The following is a 20,591-nucleotide window of genomic DNA, read 5'->3' as shown; positions in this document are numbered from 1 at the left end:
CGATCCGGCCTCCCCGGGGTCCCGGACGCGGCGTGTCGCGCCCGTCGGCCCCGGATCTGAGGAATTGTGCACGGCGGCCGGGCCGCCCCTCCCGCCAGGCCGACCGCCGCTTCCGCCGCGCGGCCTCCTCCGCGTGCCCCGGGCCGCGCGGGCCGAACTCCTCCGATCCGGCCTCCCCGGGGTCCCGGGCACGGCGTGTCGCGCCCGGACGCCCCGGATCTGAGGAGTTGCGCACGGCGCCCGGCGACAGGGGCGGCCGTCAACCCCGCGACAGCGTGCCGGGGCCGTGCCAGGATGGCCGCATGCCGGAGATGCCCGAGGTCCAGGGACTGGTCGACGTCCTGAGGGGACGCCTGACCGGGCACCGGATCACGCGAGCGACGGTCTCCGCGATCGCGGCGCTGAAGACCTTCGACCCTCCGATCGACGCCCTCGCGGGCCAGACCGTCACCGGCGCCGAGCGGGCCGGCAAGTTCGTCGTCCTCTCCACCACCGGTCCGCATCTCGTCTTCCACCTCGCCAAGGCCGGGTGGCTGCGGTGGTACGACGAGGTGCCCGCGACGCTGATCCGGCCGGGGAAGACGCCGATCGCGCTCCGGGTCGTGTTCGACGACGGCTTCGGATTCGACCTCACCGAGGCGGGCACCAAGAAGTCCCTCGCGGTGTACGTCGTGAACGACCCGCAGGAGGTCCCCGGCATCGCCCGCCTCGGGCCCGACCCCCTCGACCCGTCGTTCACGCGCCACGTGTTCGCGGGACTCCTCGCCGGACGCCGCACCCAGATCAAGGGGGTGTTGCGGGACCAGTCGGTCATCGCGGGAATCGGCAACGCCTACTCCGACGAGATCCTCCATGTCGCGCGGATGTCGCCGTACGCGTTGGCCGCCGGCCTCGACGACGCCGAGATCGACCGGCTGTTCGCCGCGCTCATCGAGACGCTGACGGATGCCGTGGCCGCGGCATCCGGAAAGCTGCCCGCCGAGCTCAAGGACGCCAAGCGTCGCGGCATGCGCGTACACGGCCGCCGGGGCGAGGCCTGCCCCGTGTGCGGCGACGAGGTACGCAGCGTCTGCTTCGCCGACAACTCCCTCGAGTATTGCGCGACCTGTCAGACCGGCGGCAAGATCCTCGCCGACCGACGCCTGTCCCGCCTGCTCAAGTGACGGACGCGACCGGCGCCGGGGAACGCCGCTGAGCGATGTTCCCCGGCGCCGGTCGCGCCCTGAAGACCTAGAGGCGTGGGGTCAGGAGACGTCCTCGTCGACCCAGTCGAAGGTCTTGGTGACGGCCTTCTTCCAGTTGCGGAGCAGGCGCTCGCGGTCGGCCTCGTCCATGCGCGGCTCCCAGCGGCGGTCCTCCTGCCAGTTCTTGGACAGGTCGTCGAGTCCCGACCAGAAGCCGACGGCGAGACCCGCGGCGTAGGCGGCACCGAGCGCCGTCGTCTCGGCGACGACGGGGCGCACCACCGGCACACCCAGGATGTCGGCCTGGAACTGCATGAGCACATCGTTCGCGGTCATTCCGCCGTCGACCTTGAGCTCGGTCAGCGGCACACCGGAGTCGGCGTTGACCGCGTCGAGCACCTCGCGGGTCTGGTACGCCGTCGACTCCAGCACGGCGCGCGCGATGTGCCCCTTGTTGACGTAGCGGGTGAGTCCGACGAGCGCACCGCGCGCGTCCGAGCGCCAGTACGGCGCGAACAGGCCCGAGAAGGCGGGCACGAAGTAGGCTCCGCCGTTGTCCTCCACCGTCTCGGCGAGGGTCTGGACCTCGGATGCCGAGGAGATGATGCCGAGGTTGTCGCGCAGCCACTGCACGAGCGATCCGGTGACGGCGATCGATCCCTCGAGCGCGTAGTGCGCGGGCTCGTCGCCCAGCTTGTAGCCGACGGTGGTGAGCAGCCCGTTCTGCGAACGGACGATCTCGGTGTCGGTGTTGAAGATGAGGAAGTTGCCCGTGCCGTAGGTGTTCTTCGCCTCGCCCTGTTCGAAGGCCGCCTGCCCGAAGGTCGCCGCCTGCTGGTCGCCCAGGATGCCGGCGATCGGCGTCTCGCGGAGGAGACTCGAGGACTCCGCGTGTCCGTAGACCTCGGAGGAGCTGCGGATCTCGGGCATCATCGAGCGCGGAACCCCGAAGGCCTCGAGGATGTCGTCGCGCCACGACAGCGTCTCCAGGTCCATGAACATCGTGCGGGACGCGTTGGTCACGTCGGTCGCGTGCACGCCGCCGTCGACGCCGCCGGTGAGGTTCCACAGCACCCACGAGTCGGTGGTGCCGAAGAGGAGGTCGCCGGCCTCGGCGCGCTCGCGCGCGCCTTCGACGTTGTCGAGGATCCAGACGATCTTCGTGCCGGAGAAGTAGGTCGCCAGCGGCAGGCCGACGATGTCCTTGAACCGGTCGGGGCCGTCGTCGCCCGCCAGCTTGTCGACGATCGCCTGCGTACGCGTGTCCTGCCAGACGATGGCGTTGTAGACGGGCTTGCCGGTCTTCTTGTCCCACACCACCGCGGTCTCGCGCTGATTGGTGATGCCGATCGCGGCGATGTCGTGGCGGGTGAGGTCCGCCTTGGAGAGGGCGAGGCCGATGACCTCGCGGGTGTTGTTCCAGATCTCCGTGGGGTCGTGCTCGACCCACCCGGCCTTCGGGAAGATCTGGCGGTGCTCCAGCTGCCCGCTGTCGATGATCGATCCGCTCTTGTCGAAGATGATCGCGCGGGTGGACGTGGTGCCCTGGTCGATGGCGAGTACGTAGTCGGCCATTGTCGATACTCCTTTGTCGTCGTGAATGGTGATGATGGTGTTCAGGATGCCTCAGCCGAGGATCGGCATGAGGGGGATGGCGGCGAGTCCCGCGGCGACACCGCCGATGACGGGGCCGACGATCGGCACCCACGAGTAGCTCCAGTCGCTGGAGCCCTTGCCCTTGATGGGAAGGAACGCGTGCGCGAGGCGTGGTCCGAGGTCACGGGCCGGGTTGATCGCGTATCCGGTCGGACCACCGAGCGACGCGCCGATGCCGACCACGAGGAGGGCGACCGGGAGGGCCCCGAGCGCGGCGAGCCCCGACGGGTCACCGTTGCGGCCGAAGCCGATGACGACGAACACGAGAACGAACGTACCGACGATCTCGGTGACGACGTTCCACCCCTTGGAGCGGATGGCGGGGCCGGTCGCGAAGACGCCGAGCTTGGTCGCCGGGTCCTCCTCGGCGTCGAAGTGCTTCTTGTAGGCCGCCCAGGCGATGACGGCGCCGATGGTCGCACCGATCAGCTGCGCGCCGATGTAGGTGAGCACGGAGAGGACGCTCACCGGAACGCCCTCGACGAACTCGGTGGTGCCGTTGGCGACGAGGCCCAGGGTGACGGCGGGGTTCAGGTGCGCACCGGAGACGTACGCCACCGTCACACCGGCGAAGACCGCGAGGCCCCAGCCGAAGTTGACCATGAGGGTGCCGCCGCCGAGGCCCTTGCTGCGCGCCAGGGCGACGTTGGCGACGACTCCGCATCCGAGCAGGGTCAGCAGTGAGGTGCCGATCAGCTCGGAGATGAAGACGATCCCGAGATTGTCCACGTTGACCTTCTTTCTTTCCACGGCATCGGTGCCGCGATCGGGGGAAAGGATGCCGAAGGGCGCGCCGAACGGCGCCCCCGGGCGGGGACCTCGCCCGTCATGGGACGGGCGAGGGGTCTTAGGCCAGGACGCTGTCCTCGCTCAGCTCGACACCGTGCCGCTCGCGGAGGATGCGGGCGGTCTCGGCGACCTCCTCATCGCGCGTCGCGGCATCCCAGTCGAGGACGTCGCCGACGACGTCGGCGAGCTCCCGCAGGGCCGGGAGGGAGGTCTTGCCGACGAACGCGACACTCGTGCGGCGGAGGAGCACGTCGATGAGGTGCACGACGTACTCGGTCTCGACGAGGTAGCGAATCTCACCCGTGCTGTAGTCGGGCAGGGTCGCCAGCGGCGCGTCGCTGTCGTCGAGGCTCTCGATGAGCGCGGCGGCACGGGTGCCGTAGCGCTCGAGCAGCTGGTCGACCCGGGCGTGGTCGCGACCGTCCGCGTGGTCGGAGACCCACGCCGACCGGGCCCGCTGCGTCCGCGGGTAGCCGAGCGCACCACCGATCATGAGGCCCTGCGTCGACCGGGTGCGCGAGCGCCCGAGGTGCTCGAGGACACGATCGGCCAGTTGCTCGCCGAGGGCGCGGAACGTCGTCCACTTTCCACCGACGAGGCTGAGCACCGTCGTGCCGGGGCGGCCCGCGGCCGGCGCCTCCTCGATCCGGTAGTCGCGCGAGACGAAGCCCGGCTGGGTGTCGTCGTGACGCGGCAGGGGACGGACGCCGGAGAATCGGTAGACGATCTGCTCGCGGTCGACGCGGATGTCGGGGAAGACGTGCCCGACGAGATCGAAGAAGTAGTCGATCTCGTCCTCGGTGCACACCGCCGGCTCGCGCATGTCGTGGTCGAGGTCGGTGGTACCGACCATGACCCGGCCCTTCAGCGGGTAGATGAGGACGATGCGGCCGTCCTCGTGCTCGAAGAAGATCTCGCGGCCGCCGGTCGCCTTCAGCAGCTCCGGGTTGTCCAGCACGATGTGCGAGCCCTTGGTGCCACCCATGAAGGTCGTGGGCTTGCCCAGCTGCTCGTTGGTGAGGTCCGTCCACGGACCGGAGGCGTTGACGATGACCGGGGCGGTGAGGTCGAACTCCTCGCCGCTCACGCGGTCGCGGACCCGGAGGCCTCCCTCGCCCATCCCGACGGCCTCGAGGTAGTTGGCGGCGCGGGCGTTATCACCGGCATCCAGTCCGTCGTAGAGGACGTCGAGCGCGAGGCGCTCGGGGTCGTGCATGCTCGCGTCGAAGTAGGTGGCGGTGTACTTCACGCGATCGTTGAGCGCGGGCAGTTCGCTCAGCGTCCGGGTGCGTCCGTGGAAGCGGTGCCGGGGCACGGCGCCGCCGTCGCGCGAGAAGAAGTCGTAGATGACCAGGCCCACCTTGATCAGCAGGGCACCGCGCTCGGTGTGCTTCCCCTGCTTGTGGGTGAGGAAGCGCAGGGGAGCCGACAGGATGCCGGAGAAGGTGGAGAAGATCGGAACGGTCGTCGGCAGCGGGCGGACGTAGTGCGGCGCGGTCTTGACGAGGGCGTTGCGCTCGACGACGGATTCGCGGACGAGGCGGAACTCGCCGTTCTCCAGATAGCGGATGCCGCCGTGGATCATGTGCGAGGAGGCGCTCGACGCTCCGGCGACGAAGTCGTCGCGCTCGACGAGGATCACCTTGACACCCTGGAGGGCCAGATCACGGAACGTCGCGATCCCGTTGATGCCTCCGCCGACGACGATGACGTCGGCACTCGGATCCGCGGCGATCGCCTGGACGGCGTCGCGCGTGCGGGACTCGGGGGTGGTGGGGGTGACCGCGCTCATGGCTTCTCCTTCGCCGGCGACGCCCCTTGCGCTGCGTCGCACCATGTGGATGAATACATCCTGAAGCGCTCAGAACAGACTTTCAAGCGATCTGCACATATGTGCAGAACCGAAGAGGAGAGAGATGACGGCGTCCCCGACCCGCGAGGCGATCCCCGCGAAGACCCGCGACGCCCTCCGGGCTGCACAGCTCTACTACATGCAGGACCTCACGATGGAGGCCATCGCCGCCGAGCTGAAGACCTCGCGGTCCTCGGTCTCGCGACTGCTGAGCCACGCGCGCGACAGCGGTCTGGTCGAGATCCTCATCCACTCCCCCCTCGAGGGCCCCGAGCGTCTCGAGCAGCAGGTCCGCGAACGCCACGACATCACCGCCCACGTCGTCCCCGTCCCCGATCACACGAGCGACGTCGAGCGGCTCGAACGCGTGGCGCTGACCGCCGCGCGCATCCTCGCGGGATTCGTCGACTCCAACCAGCGGATCGGCATCGCGTGGGGATCGACGATCGGGGCGGTCGGCCGGCATCTCCCCCACCGGACGACCCACAACACCGATGTGGTCCAGCTCAACGGTGCCGGCAACATGCGCACCACCGGCATCATGTACGCCAGCGAGCTGCTCACCCGCTTCGGCGCCGCCTTCGAGGCGCAGGTGCATCAGTTCCCGGTTCCGGCGTTCTTCGACGACCCCCGAACGAAGCAGGCGTTCTGGCGGGAGCGCTCGATCCGGCGCGTCCTGGAGCTGCAGAGCGGACTCGACCTCGCGGTCTTCGGCGTCGGGTCGCCGTTCGCCGAGGTGCCGAGCCACGTCTACCAGGGCGGATATCTGGATGCCGCCGACTACGCCGCCCTCAGCCGCGAGGACGTGGTCGGCGACGTCGCCACCGTCTTCTATCGGGCGGACGGGAGCACCGACGGCATCCCGCTGAACGACCGCGCGACGGGGCCGACGTTCGCCGTCCTCCGCCGCGCCCCGCGGCGCGTGTGCATCGTGGCGGGGCGCGCGAAGGTCCCGAGCCTGCGCGGCGCGCTCCGCGCCGGCCTCATCACCGACCTCATCCTCGACGAGTCCACCGCGCGGGAGCTCGCCGGAGGCCCCGAACCGGCGCCCTGAGTCGCCGCGTGTCGCGCGGGGTCACGGGAATGATCCGCGCCGGGGCACGTTGACTACACTCGAGAAAGATCAACGTGCTCCGGGGTCGGTGAGAATCCGAACCGGCGGTGACAGTCCGCGAACCCGTGCCCCCTTCCTCCGGGAAGAGGACACGGGCCGATCCGGTGGAATTCCGGAACCGACGGTGATGCGAGGCCCAGGCCTCGCGAGTCCGGATAGGAGGCAGCACGAGGGTGGGCGATGCGCGCTCGTCCTCGGTCGCCCCCGGTTCCCCGAGCACCGCGACGGTGAAGGGGAACGAGATGACGGCGACCACCATCGAGCACGACGCCATGCGGCGCGCGCTCGACATCGCCCGCAACGGACCGCGCGGCATCAATCCGCAGGTCGGAGCCGTCCTCCTCTCGCCGGAGGGCGACATCATCGCCGAGGGGTGGCACCGCGGTGCCGGGACCCCGCACGCCGAGGTCGATGCACTGTCCCAGCTGCCCCCCGGCGCGGCCCGCGGCACCACCGCCGTCGTGACTCTCGAGCCCTGCAACCACACCGGTCGGACGGGCCCCTGCAGCGAGGCCCTCCTAGAGGCCGGCGTGGCCCGCGTCGTCTACGCCGTGGCCGACCCCAACCCGCGCTCGGCGGGGGGCGCCGAGCGCCTGCGCGCCGAGGGCGTCGAGGTCGCGCAGGGCGTCTGCCACGACGAGGCCGCCGACCTCCTCGCGTCGTGGTTCACGGTCCAGCGCCTCGGGCGCCCCCACGTCACGGTGAAGTGGGCGCAGAGCCTCGACGGACGCGCCGCCGCCGAAGACGGCACGAGCCAGTGGATCACCGGCGCGGATGCCCGGGCCGACGTGCACCGGCGACGCGGGCGCGCCGACGCGATCGTCGTGGGCACCGGCACGGTCCTCGCCGACGACCCGTCCCTCACCGCGCGCGAGGAGGACGGCGGGCTCCGGCCGCATCAGCCGATCCCCGTGATCCTCGGGCGTTCCGAGGTCCCCGCGGATGCCGCGGTCCGACGGCATCCGCAGTCCCTCCTGCAGTACGACGGCGACCTCGACGCCGCGCTGGCCGACCTCCGCGAGCGCGGCGTGCACCGCGTGTTCGTCGAGGGCGGTCCGACCATCGCCAGCGCGTTCCTGCGTGCCGGGCTCGCCGACGAGGTGCTGGTCTACCTCGCGCCGGTCCTCCTCGGCGGGTCGCGCCTCGCGCTCACCGATCTCGGCGTTCCCTCCATCGACGACGCCCGGCGGCTGGACGTGGCGCGCATCGAACGCCTCGGTGACGACCTCCTGATCGTCGCCCGCCCGCACGACACCCGCACACCCGAGGGAGAAGAGTCCTGATGTTCACCGGAATCGTCGAAGAGATCGGTGAGGTCGTCGCCGTGGAGCCTTCGGGGGACGGCGTACGCGTGCGCGTGCGCGGCCCTCGGTCCGTGTCGGATGCCGGACACGGCGACTCGATCTCGGTGAGCGGCGTGTGTCTGACGGTCGTCGACCGCGGAGAGGACTGGTTCACCGCCGATGTCATGCAGCAGACGCTCGTGATGTCGACACTCGCGGGCGTCGCCGAGGGGCGTCCGGTGAACCTCGAGCGCGCGACGGCCGCCCATGGGCGTCTGGGCGGACACATCGTGCAGGGGCACATCGACGGGACCGACGAACTGCTCGAGGTGCGTCCGGGTGCCGAATGGCGGGTGCTGCGCATCGCCCTCCCGCGCGAGCTCGCGCCCCTTGTCGTCGACAAGGGCTCGATCGCCGTCGACGGTGTGTCCCTGACCGTCAGCGCGGTGTCCGCGCCCGGCGCGTCCCCCGACTGGTTCGAGGTCTCCCTCATCCCCGAGACGCTGTCCGCGACCACACTCGGCGACCGCGCGGTCGGCGACCGCGTGAACCTCGAGACCGACATCCTGGCCCGTCACGTCCAGCGCCTCATGGCCTTCGCCGCCCCGGCGGCCCCCGACTCCGCGGCATCGGCCGCACCCACGGAAGGAGGCTCCGCATGAGCCTTGCCACCATCCCCGACGCGCTGGAGGCCCTACGGGCCGGGCGCCCCGTCATCGTCGCGGACGACGAGGATCGCGAGAACGAGGGCGACGTCATCATCTCCGCCCAGCTGGCGACACCGGAGTGGATCGCCTGGACCGTGCGCTGGTCCAGCGGATTCCTCTGCGCGCCGATGCCGGCGGAGTGGGCCGACCGCCTCGACCTTCCGCCCATGGTGGAGGTCAACCAGGACGCGCGCGGCACCGCCTACACCGTCAGCGTCGATGCCGCCGATCGCGTCTCGACCGGCATCAGCGCATCCGATCGCGCACACACCCTCAATGTGCTCGCCGACCCGGATTCGGTGCCCACGAGCCTCATCCGCCCGGGCCACGTGCTCCCGCTCCGTGCGGTCGAGGGCGGCGTCCGCGAGCGCGCCGGCCACACCGAGGCCGCCGTCGAGCTCATGCGCCTGGCGGGGCTGTCCCCCGTCGGCGCGATCGCGGAGGTCGTCGCCGAAGACGGCTCGATGATGCGGATGCCGGGGCTCGAGGAGCTCGGCGAGCGCGACGGCGTACCGGTCATCACGATCGAGCAGCTCGTGGCCCACCTCGACGAGCACGAGCCCCGCGACGGCGCCGTCGCCCAGGCCCACCGCCGCCGGGTGAGCCTCCGCGCCGAGGCGAAGGTCCCCACCTCGCACGGCGAGTTCCGCTTCCTCGCGTACAAGGACCGGGTCACCGGCACCGACCACCTCGCCGTCGTCTCCGGCGACATCGACGATGCGCCTCTCGTCCGCGTGCACTCCGAGTGCCTCACCGGCGAGGCCTTCGGCTCGTCCAAGTGCGAGTGCGGACCGCAGCTGGATGCGGCGCTCGATCGCATCGACCGCGACGGCGGCATCGTGATCTACATGCGCGGACACGAGGGACGCGGCATCGGGCTGATCAACAAGCTCCGCGCGTACAGCCTGCAGGAGCGGGGTCTGGACACCGTGGACGCCAACCTCGCCCTCGGGCTCCCCGCGGATGCGCGCGACTACGCCGCGGCCGCCGGCATCCTCACCGATCTGGGCGTGGAGAGGGTGCGCCTGCTCACCAACAACACCGACAAGGTCGCGCAGCTGCGCGAGCTGGGTCTCGACATCGTCGAGCAGGTTCCGCTGCTCGTCGGGGTCGGCCCGAACAACCACCAGTACCTCGAGACCAAGCGCGACCGGATGGGGCACGTGATCGCCGACGCCGACCTCGCCGACGCCCTGGCGCAGATGCACGAAGGAGCACAGCGATGAGTGGAAAGGGTGCACCCGAGAGCACCGGAACGATCGACGCCGCGGGCCTGCGGGTGACCGTCGTCGCCGGCACATGGCACACCGAGATCTCCGACGGCCTGATCGCCGGAGCCGCACGGGTGCTCGATGCCTCCGGCGCGGAGTGGTCCCTCGTGCGCGTGCCGGGTTCGTTCGAGCTGCCGGTCGTGGCGCGCGCCGCCCTCGAGGCCGGTGCCGACGCGGTGGTCGCCCTCGGCGTGATCATCCGCGGCGGCACACCGCACTTCGAGTTCGTCTCCTCCGCCGCCACCGACGGCCTCACCCGCGTCGCCCTCGACACCGGTAAGCCGGTCGGATTCGGCGTGCTCACGCTCGACGACGAGGCGCAGGGGATCGACCGTGCGGGCCTTCCCGGCTCGCGCGAGGACAAGGGCCAGGAAGCTGCGGATGCCGCGCTGCGCACCGCCCTGGTCCTGCGCGACGTCCGCGCCTCCGCCGGCTGAGGTCCGCCTTGGTGGCGCCCGGGTGACGCGGGCAATACGGTGACGGGTATGGAGACTCTTCGTCACGTCGTCGTGCTCGTCCACCTCGTCGGTTTCGCGCTGCTCTTCGGCGCGTGGGCTGTGGAGGCGGTGAACCGCCGCCTGAAGATCACCCGGCTGATGAACTGGGGGCTTCTCGTCGCCGGTGTCGCCGGTCTCGCGCTCGCCGCCCCATGGGGCGTGACGTACGAGATGAACTACACCAAGATCGCCGTGAAGCTCGTCATCCTGCTGGTGATCGGCGCACTCCTCGGCATCGGATCCGCGCGTCAGCGCAAGGGCACCGGCGTCCCCGCGGCGGTCTTCTGGCTCATCGGCATCCTGACGTTCGTCAACGCCGCGCTCGCGGTCCTCTGGCGCTGATCGACCGGCGAAACCTCGGTCCGGCGCGGGCGTAGACTCGTCGCCCGTGCCGGACACCTCTCCCTCCTCCCCGCAGACCGCCGCTCCCGCCAATCCCCGCTCGCGTGTCATCACCGCGAGCCTGATCGGCACCACGATCGAGTTCTACGACTTCTACGTCTACGCCACCGCGGCGGTGCTCGTCTTCCCGATCCTGTTCTTCCCCACCGGGAACGACACCACGGCGCTCCTCGCATCCTTCGGCGTGTTCGGTGCGGCGATGGTCGCCCGCCCGCTCGGCGCCGTGATCTTCGGCCACTTCGGCGATCGCTTCGGCCGGAAGGCGACCCTCGTCGGATCGCTGTTGACGATGGGCATCGCGACGTTCCTGATCGGATGCCTCCCCACGTTCAACGACATCGGGTGGTGGGCCGCCCTCCTCCTGCTGGTGCTGCGCCTCGCCCAGGGCTTCGCCCTCGGCGGCGAGTGGTCGGGCGCAGCGCTCGTGGCCACCGAGAACGCTCCGGCGGGCAAACGCGCCTGGTACGGCACCTTCCCGCAGCTCGGCGCTCCGCTCGGCTTCATCATCGCCAACTCGGTCTTCCTGGCGATCTACTTCCTGCTCCCCCACCCCGACGGCCCCGCTCAGCGCTCGGAGGAGTTCCTCGCCTGGGGCTGGCGCGTGCCGTTCCTCTTCTCCGCGGTCATGGTGATCGTGGGACTCTGGGTGCGCCTGCGCCTGGTCGAATCGCAGACGTTCGTGAAGGCCGAGTCTTCGGGGGCGATCCGGAAATTCCCGCTGGGGACCGTCATCCGTCGTCACGGGAAGCACCTGGTGCTCGGCACGTTCATCATGCTGGCGACCTACGTGCTGTTCTACCTGATGACGAGCTTCACCCTCTCGTACGGCACGACTGCGACCACCGAGGGGGCGCGCGCCGCCGCCGAAGCCGCCGGAACCCCGTTCGACGCGAGCTCCTATGTCCCCGGCCTCGGGTTCGGCTACACCGACTTCGTCATCATGCAGATCATCGGCGTGGTGTTCTTCGGCATCTTCACGATGCTCTCGGGGCCGGTCGCCGACGCCATCGGACGCCGGCGCCTGCTCCTCGGCGTCACCGCCCTCATCATCGTGTTCGGCTTCACGTTCACCGTGTTCCTCTCCCCCGAGTCCGACCCGAAGTTCACCGGCGCCCTCGTCCAGGCGTTCCTGGTCTTCGGCTTCATGCTGATGGGCGTGACCTTCGGGCCGATGGGCGCGGTGCTCCCCGAGCTCTTCCCGACGAACGTGCGGTACTCGGGGTCGGCGATCTCGTACAACCTGTCCTCGATCCTCGGCGCCGCCCTCGCCCCGCTCATCGCCGTCGCGCTGTGGGCCGCCGCCGACGGCAGTCCCGTGCTGGTCGGGCTCTACCTCTCGGCGATGGGGGTCCTCACCTTCATCGCGCTCGTGCTCTCCCCCGAGACGAAGGACCTGGATTACACCGACGACGTGGGCGTCCCCGCATCCGACCGCGCGTCCTGACCCGCGCTCGCCCCTCGGGCGCGCAGCATCACGGAGATGCGCACGATCGCGGACGGATTCGCCGCGAGGCATCCGTCATCGTGCACATCTCCGTGATCTCGCGCGCCGGTGGTGCGCGCTCCTCAGTCGAGGAACAGCGTGCGCAGGCGCTTCGTGGTGAAGAGCAGCCCGAGCGCGATCATCACGAGGTAGTACCCCACGTGCACGAGCATCACCGGACTCAGGATGCCGGTCGTCAGGCCCCGGATGAGCTCGACCCCGTGCCACAGCGGGAAGGCCATGACGATGCCCTGCACCCACTCGGGATACACGGTGATCGGGTAGAACGTGGCCGAGAAGAGGAACATCGGCAGGAGCACGAGGTTGATCCAGTCCATGTGCTGGAACGTCTTCATGTAGCTGGTCACGGCCATGCCGACACTGGCGAAGCCGAAGGCGATCAGCACCACCGCGGGCAGCGCGAGGATCGCGGTCGGGGCGAGGTTGAGCCCCAGCACCTGCATGACGATCATGAACCCGGTGGCGTAGACGAGGCCGCGGAGCAGCGCGTAGAGGATCTCGCCGAGGGCGACGTCGAGCGGCCCGAGGGAGGTGGCCAGCATCCCCTCGTAGAGCTTGCCGTAGTTGAGCTTGAAGAAGACGTTCCACGTCGAGTCGTAGATCGCCCCGTTCATCGCCGAGACCGCCAGCAGGGCCGGCGCGATGAACGCGGCGTAGGGCACCTCGGTGCCGCCGCTGGTCTGGACGTCGCCGATGAGGACGCCGAGCCCGATCCCCAGGGAGAGCAGGTAGAAGACCGGCTCGAAGAACCCCGAGAGCACGACCGCCCAGCTGGAGGAACGCGCGGCGAGGAGCCCCCGCTGCACGACCGCCTGCGGGTTCCCGGCCCACAGGGCCCGCACGCCACCGCCCCGCATCCGTGCGGTCGGCTCGGCCTGGAGGGTCGCCGCGCGCGATGCCGGCGCGCTCATCGTGCGAGCCTCCGTTCGAACAGCTCGCGGGCCAGGAGAAGCCCCGCGACGCTCAGCACGACGAGGTAGCCGATGTGCACCCCGGCCATCGCCACGCTCATCTCCTTGCCGTAGGTGGCGGCGCGCCCGAGCTCGCTGGCGTGCCAGAGCGGCGAGATCCATGCGACCCACTGCAGGGGCGCGGGCGAGATCGCGATCGGGTAGAACGTGCCGGAGAAGAGGAACATCGGCATGAAGACGAACCGCTGGACGAGGGCGAACTGTCCCTTGTCGTCGACGATCGAGGCGGCGTAGGCCATGAGCGGCGCGCCGAACGACAGGCCCGCGAGCAGACCGATCGGGATGGCGAGCCACGCCGTCTGCGGCACGAGGTCGCCGGGCTGGAGCACGGCGAAGAAGAGGGCGATGAAGGCGAAGTACAGAGTGACGGTGACGATCATGCGCGCGGCCGCGCCCATCGCCACGCCCCCGGCGATCTGCCCGGGCGACAGCGGCGACGCGCTGAACCCGAAGAAGTAGCGGCGCCATTTGAACCCCGACATCACCGGGTAGGTGAACTCCTCGGTCGCCACCGAGATCGCCGCCGTCATGAGCAGCGCCGGTGCGACGAAGACGAGATAGGGCACCGTCTGCCCGGCATCCTCCACCGGCGCTTCGATGATCGCCGCGAGCCCCAGAGCGAGGCCGAGGAGGTACAGGATCGGCTGCCCGAGGGCGCCGACGATGATCGTCCAGCCGTAGGCGCGCATCGCCCGCACCATGTGCTCGGTGACGTACCAGAGGCCGCGGCGACGGGGGCGGCGCCCCCACGCCAGGGCCTCCGCACGGAGCTCGTCGAGGGTGGGCGCGGTCGTCTCGGCGGCGCCGGTGGTGGTCTCGCTCATTCGATCAGCGACCGTCCGGTCAGTCGGAGGAAGACGTCCTCCAGGCTCGAGCGCCGCACGAGCGAGGTGATCGGATGCAGGCCCCGCGCGGTGACCGCCTCCAGCGCCGCCTCGCCGTCGGCGGCGTAGACGAGGATCCGGTCGGGGAGCACCTCGACGCGCTCGCCGATGCCCTCGAGGGATGCCGCGACCTGCTCGTTGCGGTCCGACCCGAAACGCACCTCGAGGACCTCGCGGCTCGAGTGCTCGCGGATGAGGGAGGCCGGGGTCCCCTCGGCCATGATCCGCCCCTTGTCGACCACGACGAGGCGGTCGCACAGCTGCTCGGCCTCGTCCATGTAGTGGGTGGTGAGCACGAGGGTCGTGCCCCGCTCCTTGAGGCGGAACAGGCGATCCCACAGCACGTGCCGGGCCTGCGGGTCCAGGCCCGTGGTCGGCTCGTCCAGGAGCAGGATGCGGGGATCGTTGATGAGCCCGCGCGCGATGGTGAGTCGGCGCTTCATGCCGCCGGAGAGCTGATCGACCTTGCTGGTCGCCTTGTCCTCCAGCTGCGCGAACGCCAGCAGCTCCGCCGCCTTCTCGCGGCAGACCCGGCCCGGCAGACCGAAGTAGCGGCCGTAGATGTAGAGGTTCTCGCGCGCGTTCAGTTCGCCGTCGAGGTTGTCCTGCTGCGGCACGACGCCGAGGCGTGAGCGGATCTCGGGCCCGTGCCGGTCGGGGTCGAGCCCGAGGATCGACAGCGACCCGCCCGTGCGCGACGAGACCGCGCCGATCATCTTCATCGTCGTGGACTTGCCCGCCCCGTTCGGGCCGAGGAGGCCGAAGGACTCCCCCGGCGCGACCTCGAAGCTCAACCCGTCGACGGCGACGAAATCGGGCTTGCCCTTGACCCGGTAGGACTTCGCGAGGTCGTGGGCTTCGATGACGGCTTCTGGCACCGGACCACCCTAGTCCCGGTCGCGGACATCGGAGCGAGCGGTGGCCGGGACGAAGTACGGTCGATGCAGACGCTCCCACGAACGAGGTTCCCGCATGTCCGCCCCCGACAGCCCCACCACCCCCGAGGCCCCGGCCCGCAGCCGACGCCGCGGACGCCGCACCCCCGAGGGTCCGCGCGCGACGTTCCGCCAGCTCCTGCCTTTCCTCTTCGAACACAAGCGCACCCTCGTCGTCGTGGCGATCCTCAGCGTCCTCGGGGCGGGCGCGACGCTGGCCCAGCCGCTGCTGGTCGGACAGGTCATCCAGCGCGTCCAGATCGGGGAGACGCTCGGCATCCTGGTGTGGCTGCTGGTCGCGTTCGTCGTGATCGCGTCGGTGATCTCGGGCTACCAGCACTACCTGCTGCAGCGCACGGGCACGGCGGTCGTCTACTCGAGCAGACGCAAGCTCATCGCCCGGATCCTCCGCCTGCCGATCAGCGAATTCGACGCCCGCCGCACGGGCGACCTCGTCTCCCGGGTCGGCACCGACACGACGCTGCTGTACGCGGTCCTCACCCAGGGGCTCGCGGATGCCGTCGGCAACTCCCTCATCTTCCTCGGCGCCCTCATCGCGATGGCGGTGATCGACCCCGCGCTCCTCGGTCTCATCGTCATCGTCATCGGCGTCTCCGTCGTCGTGGTCGTCCTCCTCAGCGGCCGGATCCGGACCGCGTCCACCGAGCAGCAGGTGAAGGTGGGCGAGCTCTCCTCCGGTGTGGAGCGGGCCGTCGGATCCATCCGCACCGTACGCGCGTCGGGTGCGACCGAGCGCGAGATCACCGCGGTGAGCGCGATGGCCTCCGACGCCTACGCGGTGGGGGTCCGGATCGCGAAGGTCTCGGCCCTCGTCGTCCCCGTCGCCGGCATCGCCCTGCAGCTGTCCCTCCTGGTCGTGCTCGGGGTCGGCGGGTTCCGCGTCGCGAGCGGTGCGATCACCATCGCGGCGCTGGTGTCATTCATCCTCTTCCTCTTCCTCCTCATCCAGCCGCTCGCCTCCACGTTCGGGGCGATCACGTCGGTGAACCAGGCGCTCGGCGCGCTCGGCCGCATCCAGGAGGTCCTCGACCTGCCGGATGAGACCGACCGCGACGCCGAGGTCGCCGCCGCCGCGCGGGCCGAGGCTGTTCCCGCCGAGGCGGCGCGGGATGCGGCATCCGCTCCGGCGATCGAGTTCCGCGACGTGCACTTCTCCTACCCCGAGACGGTGGTCCGCGCCCGTCGCGCCGCCGAGACCGAAGCGCTCGCCGTGCTCGAGAGCGCTGGCGTGGACGATGCGGCACGGGCGCTCGCCGAGGCCGGGGACGACGTCGGCGACGACAGTGGCGCGGAGGAGGCCGAGGTCGGCGTCGTGCTGCGCGGGGTGTCGTTCGCGGTTCCGCGGGGCGCGCGGGTCGCGCTCGTCGGACCATCGGGGGCGGGCAAGTCCACCACGCTCGCCCTCATCGAGCGGTTCTACGACCCGACGGCGGGGGCGATCCTCCTCGACGGCGTCGACGTGCGCACCGTCGCGCGCGACGCGCTCCGCGCACAGCTCGGATACGTCGAGCAGGATGCCCCGACCCTCGCCGGCACGATCGGCGACAACCTGCGGCTGGCCTCGCCCGCGGCATCCGACGCGGACTGCGAGCGCGTGCTCCGCGCGGTGAACCTCGGCGATGTGCTGGACCGGAGTCCGGAGGGACTCGACGCCGCCGTCGGCGAGTCCGGGGTCATGCTCTCCGGTGGTGAGCGCCAGCGGCTCGCGATCGCCCGCGCGCTCCTCGCGGCGCCCCCGATCCTGCTGCTGGACGAGTCGACCTCGTCGCTCGACGGCCTGAACGAGCAGCGGATGCGGGAGGCCATCGACGCCGTCGCCGCCGGGCGCACCCTCATCGTCATCGCCCACCGCCTGTCGACCGTCGTCGACAGCGACCTGATCGTCGTGATGGACCACGGCCGGGTCGTCGGGCAGGGCACGCACTCCGAGCTCGTCGCCTCGACGCCGCTGTACCGCGACCTCGCGAAGCACCAGCTCCTGGTCTGACCCCGGAGCGAAAAGAGGGCGCCCGGCCCCTCTGCCAAGAAGAGGACCGGGCGCCGGTCGGGTGGCGTGCCGCGGGTCAGACCCGCTGCAGGCGGTAGCGCAGGGCGGCGAGCTCGGCCCACAGCGGCGCGGGGACGCGGCCCTCGAAGGTGCGGTAGAACTCCTCCGTGAGATCCGCCTCGCGCAGCCACGACTCCGTGTCGATCGCGAAGAGCTCGTCGAGGTCCTCCTGCGGCACGTGGATGCCGTCGAGGTTGAGGTCCTCGGTCCGGGGCAGCCGTCCGATGGCGCTCGGCACGGCATCCACCGTCCCGTCCAGGCGCCGGACGATCCAGTCGATCACCCGCGCGTTGTCGCCGAATCCGGGCCACAGGAACCGGCCGTCGGCGCCCTTGCGGAACCAGTTGACCTGGAAGATGCGCGGGGCGCGGTCGAAGCGCAGCGCCTGCCCGACCTTGAGCCAGTGCCCGAAGTAGTCGGCCATGTTGTAGCCGCAGAACGGCAGCATCGCGAACGGATCGCGGCGGAGCTCGCCGACCGTGCCCTCGGCCGCGGCGGTGCGCTCGGAGGAGATGTTCGACCCGAGGAAGACGCCGTGGGTCCAGTCCGTCGCCTCCAGCACGAGCGGGACGTTCGTCGCACGGCGCCCGCCGAAGAGGATCGCGTCCAGCGGCACGCCTTCGGCGGCGTCCCAGTCCTCGGCGATCTGCGGGCACTGCGCCGCGGCCACCGTGAAACGCGAGTTGGGGTGCGCCGCCGGACGACCGGATGCCGGGGTCCAGGGGTTGCCCTCCCAGTCGGTCAGCTCGGCGGGCGGGGTGTCGGTGAGACCCTCCCACCACACGTCGCCGTCGGGACGGAGGGCGACGTTGGTGAAGATCGTGTTGCCCCAGAGGGTCTCCACCGCCGCGACGTTGGTCGACTCGCCCGTCCCCGGGGCGACGCCGAAGAAACCGGCTTCGGGGTTGATGGCCCACATGCGGCCGTCCTCGCCCGGACGCAGCCACGCGATGTCGTCGCCGAGAGTCTCCACGCGCCATCCGGGGATGGTGGGGCGCAGCATCGCGAGGTTGGTCTTGCCGCAGGCCGACGGGAACGCGGCGGCCACGTGGTACTTCTTCCCCTTCGGGTCGATGACACGGATGAGGAGCATGTGCTCGGCGAGCCAGCCCTCGTCGCGCCCGATGACCGAGGCGATCCGCAGCGCGAAGCACTTCTTCGCCAGGATCGCGTTGCCGCCGTAGCCGGAGCCGAACGACCAGACCTCGAGGGTGTCGGGGAAGTGCACGATGTACTTCTCGTCGTTGCACGGCCACGCGACATCGGGCTGTCCGGGCTCGAGGGGCGCGCCCACCGAGTGGACGGTCTTGACCCACGGCGCGCCGCCCGCGATCTCGCGGAGGACCGCGGTGCCCACGCGGGTCATGATGCCGATGGAGGTGACGGCGTAGGCGCTGTCGGTGATCTGCACGCCGATGTGCGAGAGCGGTCCGCCCACGGCACCCATCGAGAACGGGACGACGTACATCGTGCGTCCGCGCATGCTGCCGGCGAAGAGCGGGGTGATGGTCGCACGGATCTCGTCGGGCGCCACCCAGTTGTTCGTGGGTCCGGCATCCTCTTCCCGCTCGGAGGCGATGAAGGTGCGCGCCTCCGTGCGGGCGACGTCACTCGGGTGGGAGCGGGCGAGGTAGGAGCCCGGGCGCCATTCCGGGTTGAGCTTGATGAGCTTGCCCTCGTCGACCATCTCCCGCAGGAGGACGTCGTTCTCGGCGGCGGAGCCGTCGACCCAGTGGATGCGGTCGGGTGTGGTGAGCGCAGCGATCTCGTCCACCCACTCGATGAGGGTGCGCATGCCGGCGCCGTCGATCCGCGGCATCTCGCCGTAGGTGGCGCCGGCCCGGCGCGGGGCGAGAGCGGTGGGGCGGGTGAAGGTGTCGGCGAGAGCCATGGGTGTCGCTCCTGGGCGTCGGTGGTGCCGGATCGGGGTCTGCTTTCACTTTCCGCCCTTCTCATCCTCTTTTCCACCCGAAATCAATGGCAAGAGTTGCATTTCTTTCGCTATTCTCAAACAATGGCCGCCACCGCACTCGAACTGTCCACCCTCGGACACCGCATCCGTCACGAGCGCCTCGCCCACGGCTTCACCCTCGACGACCTCGGCGAGCGCGTCGGGGTGGCCGGTAGCCAGCTGAGTCTCATCGAGAACGGCAAGCGCGAGCCGAAGCTCTCCCTCCTCCAGGCCATCGCCGCCGCCACGGGGGTGGAGGTCACCGACCTCCTCTCCCCCGAACCCCCGAACCGTCGTGCGGCCCTCGAGATCGAACTCGAACGGGCGCAATCCGGCGCGGTGTTCCGACGCCTCGGGATCGCGCCGGTGCGCGTCACCAAGAGCATGAGCGACGAGACGATCGAATCGATCCTCGGTCTTCATCGCGAGCTGCAGCGGCGCGAACGCGAGACGATCGCGACCCCCGAGGAGGCGCGACGCGCCAACACCGAGCTGCGCCTGCGGATGCGGGAGAAGGGCAACTACCTCGCCGACATCGAGCGTCTCGCCGAGAAGCAGCTGAAGGCCGCCGGACACACCACCGGCGCCCTCACCCACCGCACCGTCAGCATCATGGCCGAGCAGCTCGGCTTCGAGCTGCTCTACGTCAACGACCTCCCCCACTCCGCCCGCTCGGTCACCGACCTCGAGAACGGTCGGATCTACCTGCCGCCGGCGTCCATCCCCGGCGGGCACGGGCTCCGTTCCATGGCACTGCAGGCGATGGCGCACCGTCTTCTCGGGCACCAGCGTCCCGTGGACTATGCCGACTTCCTCCAGCAGCGGCTGGAGATCAATTACTACGCCGCGTGCTGCCTCATGCCCGAAACGGCATCCGTCGCCTTCCTCCAGCAGGCGAAGAAGGACCGGAACCTCGCGGTGGAGGACTTCCGCGACGCGTTCGGGGTCACCCACGAAGCCGCCGGCATGCGCATGAGCAACCTGCTCACCGAGCATCTCGGCATCCGTCTGCACTTCCTGCGCGTCGACGGATCGGGGGCGATCTCGCGCGTCTACGAGAACGACGATCTGCCGCTGCCGATGGACGTCACCGGCGCCATCGAGGGTCAGATCGTCTGCCGGCACTTCTCGGCGCGCTCGGCGTTCGAAGAGCAGAACCGCACCACCGAGCACTACCAGTACACCGACACCCCCGCCGGGACCTTCTGGTGCTCGACGCAGACGGGCACGACGGCGGACGGGGAGTTCTCCATCACTGTCGGGGTGCCCTTCGACGATGCACGCTGGTTCCGCGGGCGCGAGACCGCGAGCCGGGCCTCCTCGACCTGCCCGGACGAATCGTGCTGCCGGCGCCCGCCCGCCGAGATCGCCGCCCGCTGGGAGGGCAAGGCCTGGCCGAGCGCGCGCGTGCACATGCAGATGTTCTCGCCGCTCCCCCGCGGGACGTTCCCCGGGGTGGAGGAGGCGGAGGTCTACGCCTTCCTCGACCGGCACGCCGAGGGCTGACCCCGCCTCTCACCCGC

At 70.4% G+C, this 20,591-nt stretch carries 17 protein-coding genes; 10 read left to right on the top strand and 7 right to left on the bottom strand.

The window, feature by feature from the left end; translation table 11 throughout:
• Nucleotides 1-302 precede the first annotated feature (302 nt).
• The gene (locus tag AB0O93_RS11170) at nucleotides 303-1,163 is read left to right on the top strand and encodes a DNA-formamidopyrimidine glycosylase family protein (protein WP_363343317.1); all 861 of its coding nucleotides are present in this window, start codon (nucleotides 303-305) and stop codon (nucleotides 1,161-1,163) included.
• Nucleotides 1,164-1,244: 81 nt separating this feature from the next.
• Here the strand turns inward: AB0O93_RS11170 and glpK are convergent, their stop codons facing one another.
• The 3 genes from glpK to AB0O93_RS11155 all read right to left on the bottom strand — a co-directional run bounded on the left by glpK (nucleotide 1,245) and on the right by AB0O93_RS11155 (nucleotide 5,421).
• The gene (gene glpK / locus AB0O93_RS11165; RefSeq protein WP_363343315.1) at nucleotides 1,245-2,759 is read right to left on the bottom strand and encodes a glycerol kinase GlpK; all 1,515 of its coding nucleotides are present in this window, start codon (nucleotides 2,757-2,759) and stop codon (nucleotides 1,245-1,247) included.
• 51 nt (nucleotides 2,760-2,810) lie between these two features.
• The gene (locus AB0O93_RS11160; protein ID WP_363343313.1) at nucleotides 2,811-3,569 is read right to left on the bottom strand and encodes an MIP/aquaporin family protein; all 759 of its coding nucleotides are present in this window, start codon (nucleotides 3,567-3,569) and stop codon (nucleotides 2,811-2,813) included.
• 118 nt (nucleotides 3,570-3,687) lie between these two features.
• Nucleotides 3,688-5,421: a glycerol-3-phosphate dehydrogenase/oxidase gene (locus AB0O93_RS11155; RefSeq protein ID WP_363343311.1), complete on the bottom strand. Its 1,734-nt coding sequence runs from the start codon at nucleotides 5,419-5,421 to the stop codon at nucleotides 3,688-3,690.
• A gap of 124 nt (nucleotides 5,422-5,545) precedes the next feature.
• Here AB0O93_RS11155 and AB0O93_RS11150 point away from each other — a divergent pair, with 124 nt between their 5' ends.
• The 7 genes from AB0O93_RS11150 (at nucleotide 5,546) to AB0O93_RS11120 (ending at nucleotide 12,199) form a co-directional block, all read left to right on the top strand.
• On the top strand, nucleotides 5,546-6,535 hold the full coding sequence (locus AB0O93_RS11150) for a sugar-binding domain-containing protein (protein ID WP_363343309.1): 990 nt from the start codon (nucleotides 5,546-5,548) through the stop codon (nucleotides 6,533-6,535).
• Nucleotides 6,536-6,837: 302 nt separating this feature from the next.
• Complete coding sequence (gene ribD, locus AB0O93_RS11145; RefSeq protein WP_363343306.1) at nucleotides 6,838-7,878, top strand: bifunctional diaminohydroxyphosphoribosylaminopyrimidine deaminase/5-amino-6-(5-phosphoribosylamino)uracil reductase RibD; 1,041 nt, start codon at nucleotides 6,838-6,840, stop codon at nucleotides 7,876-7,878.
• The gene (locus AB0O93_RS11140) at nucleotides 7,878-8,540 is read left to right on the top strand and encodes a riboflavin synthase (protein ID WP_363343304.1); all 663 of its coding nucleotides are present in this window, start codon (nucleotides 7,878-7,880) and stop codon (nucleotides 8,538-8,540) included. Before ribD ends, AB0O93_RS11140 begins: the two co-directional genes overlap by 1 nt.
• On the top strand, nucleotides 8,537-9,811 hold the full coding sequence (gene ribA, locus AB0O93_RS11135) for a GTP cyclohydrolase II (RefSeq protein ID WP_363343302.1): 1,275 nt from the start codon (nucleotides 8,537-8,539) through the stop codon (nucleotides 9,809-9,811). Before AB0O93_RS11140 ends, ribA begins: the two co-directional genes overlap by 4 nt.
• Nucleotides 9,808-10,293 (top strand): 6,7-dimethyl-8-ribityllumazine synthase, encoded by a 486-nt coding sequence (gene ribH, locus AB0O93_RS11130; protein ID WP_363343300.1) that lies wholly within the window; start codon nucleotides 9,808-9,810, stop codon nucleotides 10,291-10,293. The genes ribA and ribH overlap by 4 nt, the downstream gene beginning before the upstream one ends.
• A gap of 48 nt (nucleotides 10,294-10,341) precedes the next feature.
• Entirely contained in the window at nucleotides 10,342-10,695 is a 354-nt protein-coding gene (locus AB0O93_RS11125) for a Fe-S protein (protein ID WP_363343298.1), read from the top strand.
• 46 nt (nucleotides 10,696-10,741) lie between these two features.
• Nucleotides 10,742-12,199 (top strand): MFS transporter, encoded by a 1,458-nt coding sequence (locus AB0O93_RS11120; RefSeq protein WP_363343296.1) that lies wholly within the window; start codon nucleotides 10,742-10,744, stop codon nucleotides 12,197-12,199.
• 122 nt (nucleotides 12,200-12,321) lie between these two features.
• Here AB0O93_RS11120 and AB0O93_RS11115 read toward each other — a convergent pair whose 3' ends face one another.
• From AB0O93_RS11115 to AB0O93_RS11105, 3 genes are read right to left on the bottom strand one after another with little or no spacing between them, the layout of a single operon-like run.
• Nucleotides 12,322-13,116, bottom strand: coding sequence for an ABC transporter permease (locus tag AB0O93_RS11115; protein WP_236968419.1), 795 nt, complete (start codon nucleotides 13,114-13,116; stop codon nucleotides 12,322-12,324).
• A 50-nt stretch (nucleotides 13,117-13,166) separates the two neighbouring features.
• Complete coding sequence (locus AB0O93_RS11110) at nucleotides 13,167-14,054, bottom strand: ABC transporter permease (protein WP_363343294.1); 888 nt, start codon at nucleotides 14,052-14,054, stop codon at nucleotides 13,167-13,169.
• On the bottom strand, nucleotides 14,051-14,992 hold the full coding sequence (locus tag AB0O93_RS11105) for an ATP-binding cassette domain-containing protein (protein WP_363343292.1): 942 nt from the start codon (nucleotides 14,990-14,992) through the stop codon (nucleotides 14,051-14,053). The genes AB0O93_RS11110 and AB0O93_RS11105 overlap by 4 nt, the downstream gene beginning before the upstream one ends.
• 94 nt (nucleotides 14,993-15,086) lie before the next feature.
• Here AB0O93_RS11105 and AB0O93_RS11100 point away from each other — a divergent pair, with 94 nt between their 5' ends.
• Nucleotides 15,087-17,057 (top strand): ABC transporter transmembrane domain-containing protein, encoded by a 1,971-nt coding sequence (locus AB0O93_RS11100; protein WP_363343290.1) that lies wholly within the window; start codon nucleotides 15,087-15,089, stop codon nucleotides 17,055-17,057.
• 76 nt (nucleotides 17,058-17,133) lie between these two features.
• Here AB0O93_RS11100 and AB0O93_RS11095 read toward each other — a convergent pair whose 3' ends face one another.
• On the bottom strand, nucleotides 17,134-19,008 hold the full coding sequence (locus AB0O93_RS11095; protein WP_363343288.1) for a phosphoenolpyruvate carboxykinase (GTP): 1,875 nt from the start codon (nucleotides 19,006-19,008) through the stop codon (nucleotides 17,134-17,136).
• Between the two features lie 123 nt (nucleotides 19,009-19,131).
• Between AB0O93_RS11095 and AB0O93_RS11090 the strand changes: the two genes are divergently transcribed.
• Entirely contained in the window at nucleotides 19,132-20,574 is a 1,443-nt protein-coding gene (locus AB0O93_RS11090) for a helix-turn-helix domain-containing protein (protein WP_363343286.1), read from the top strand.
• The last annotated feature ends 17 nt before the right edge of the window (nucleotides 20,575-20,591 follow it).

The sequence above is a fragment of the Microbacterium sp. NPDC077184 genome (genome assembly GCF_040687055.1).
Lineage (GTDB): Bacteria > Actinomycetota > Actinomycetes > Actinomycetales > Microbacteriaceae > Microbacterium.
This window is presented reverse-complemented; position numbering and strand designations above follow the sequence as displayed.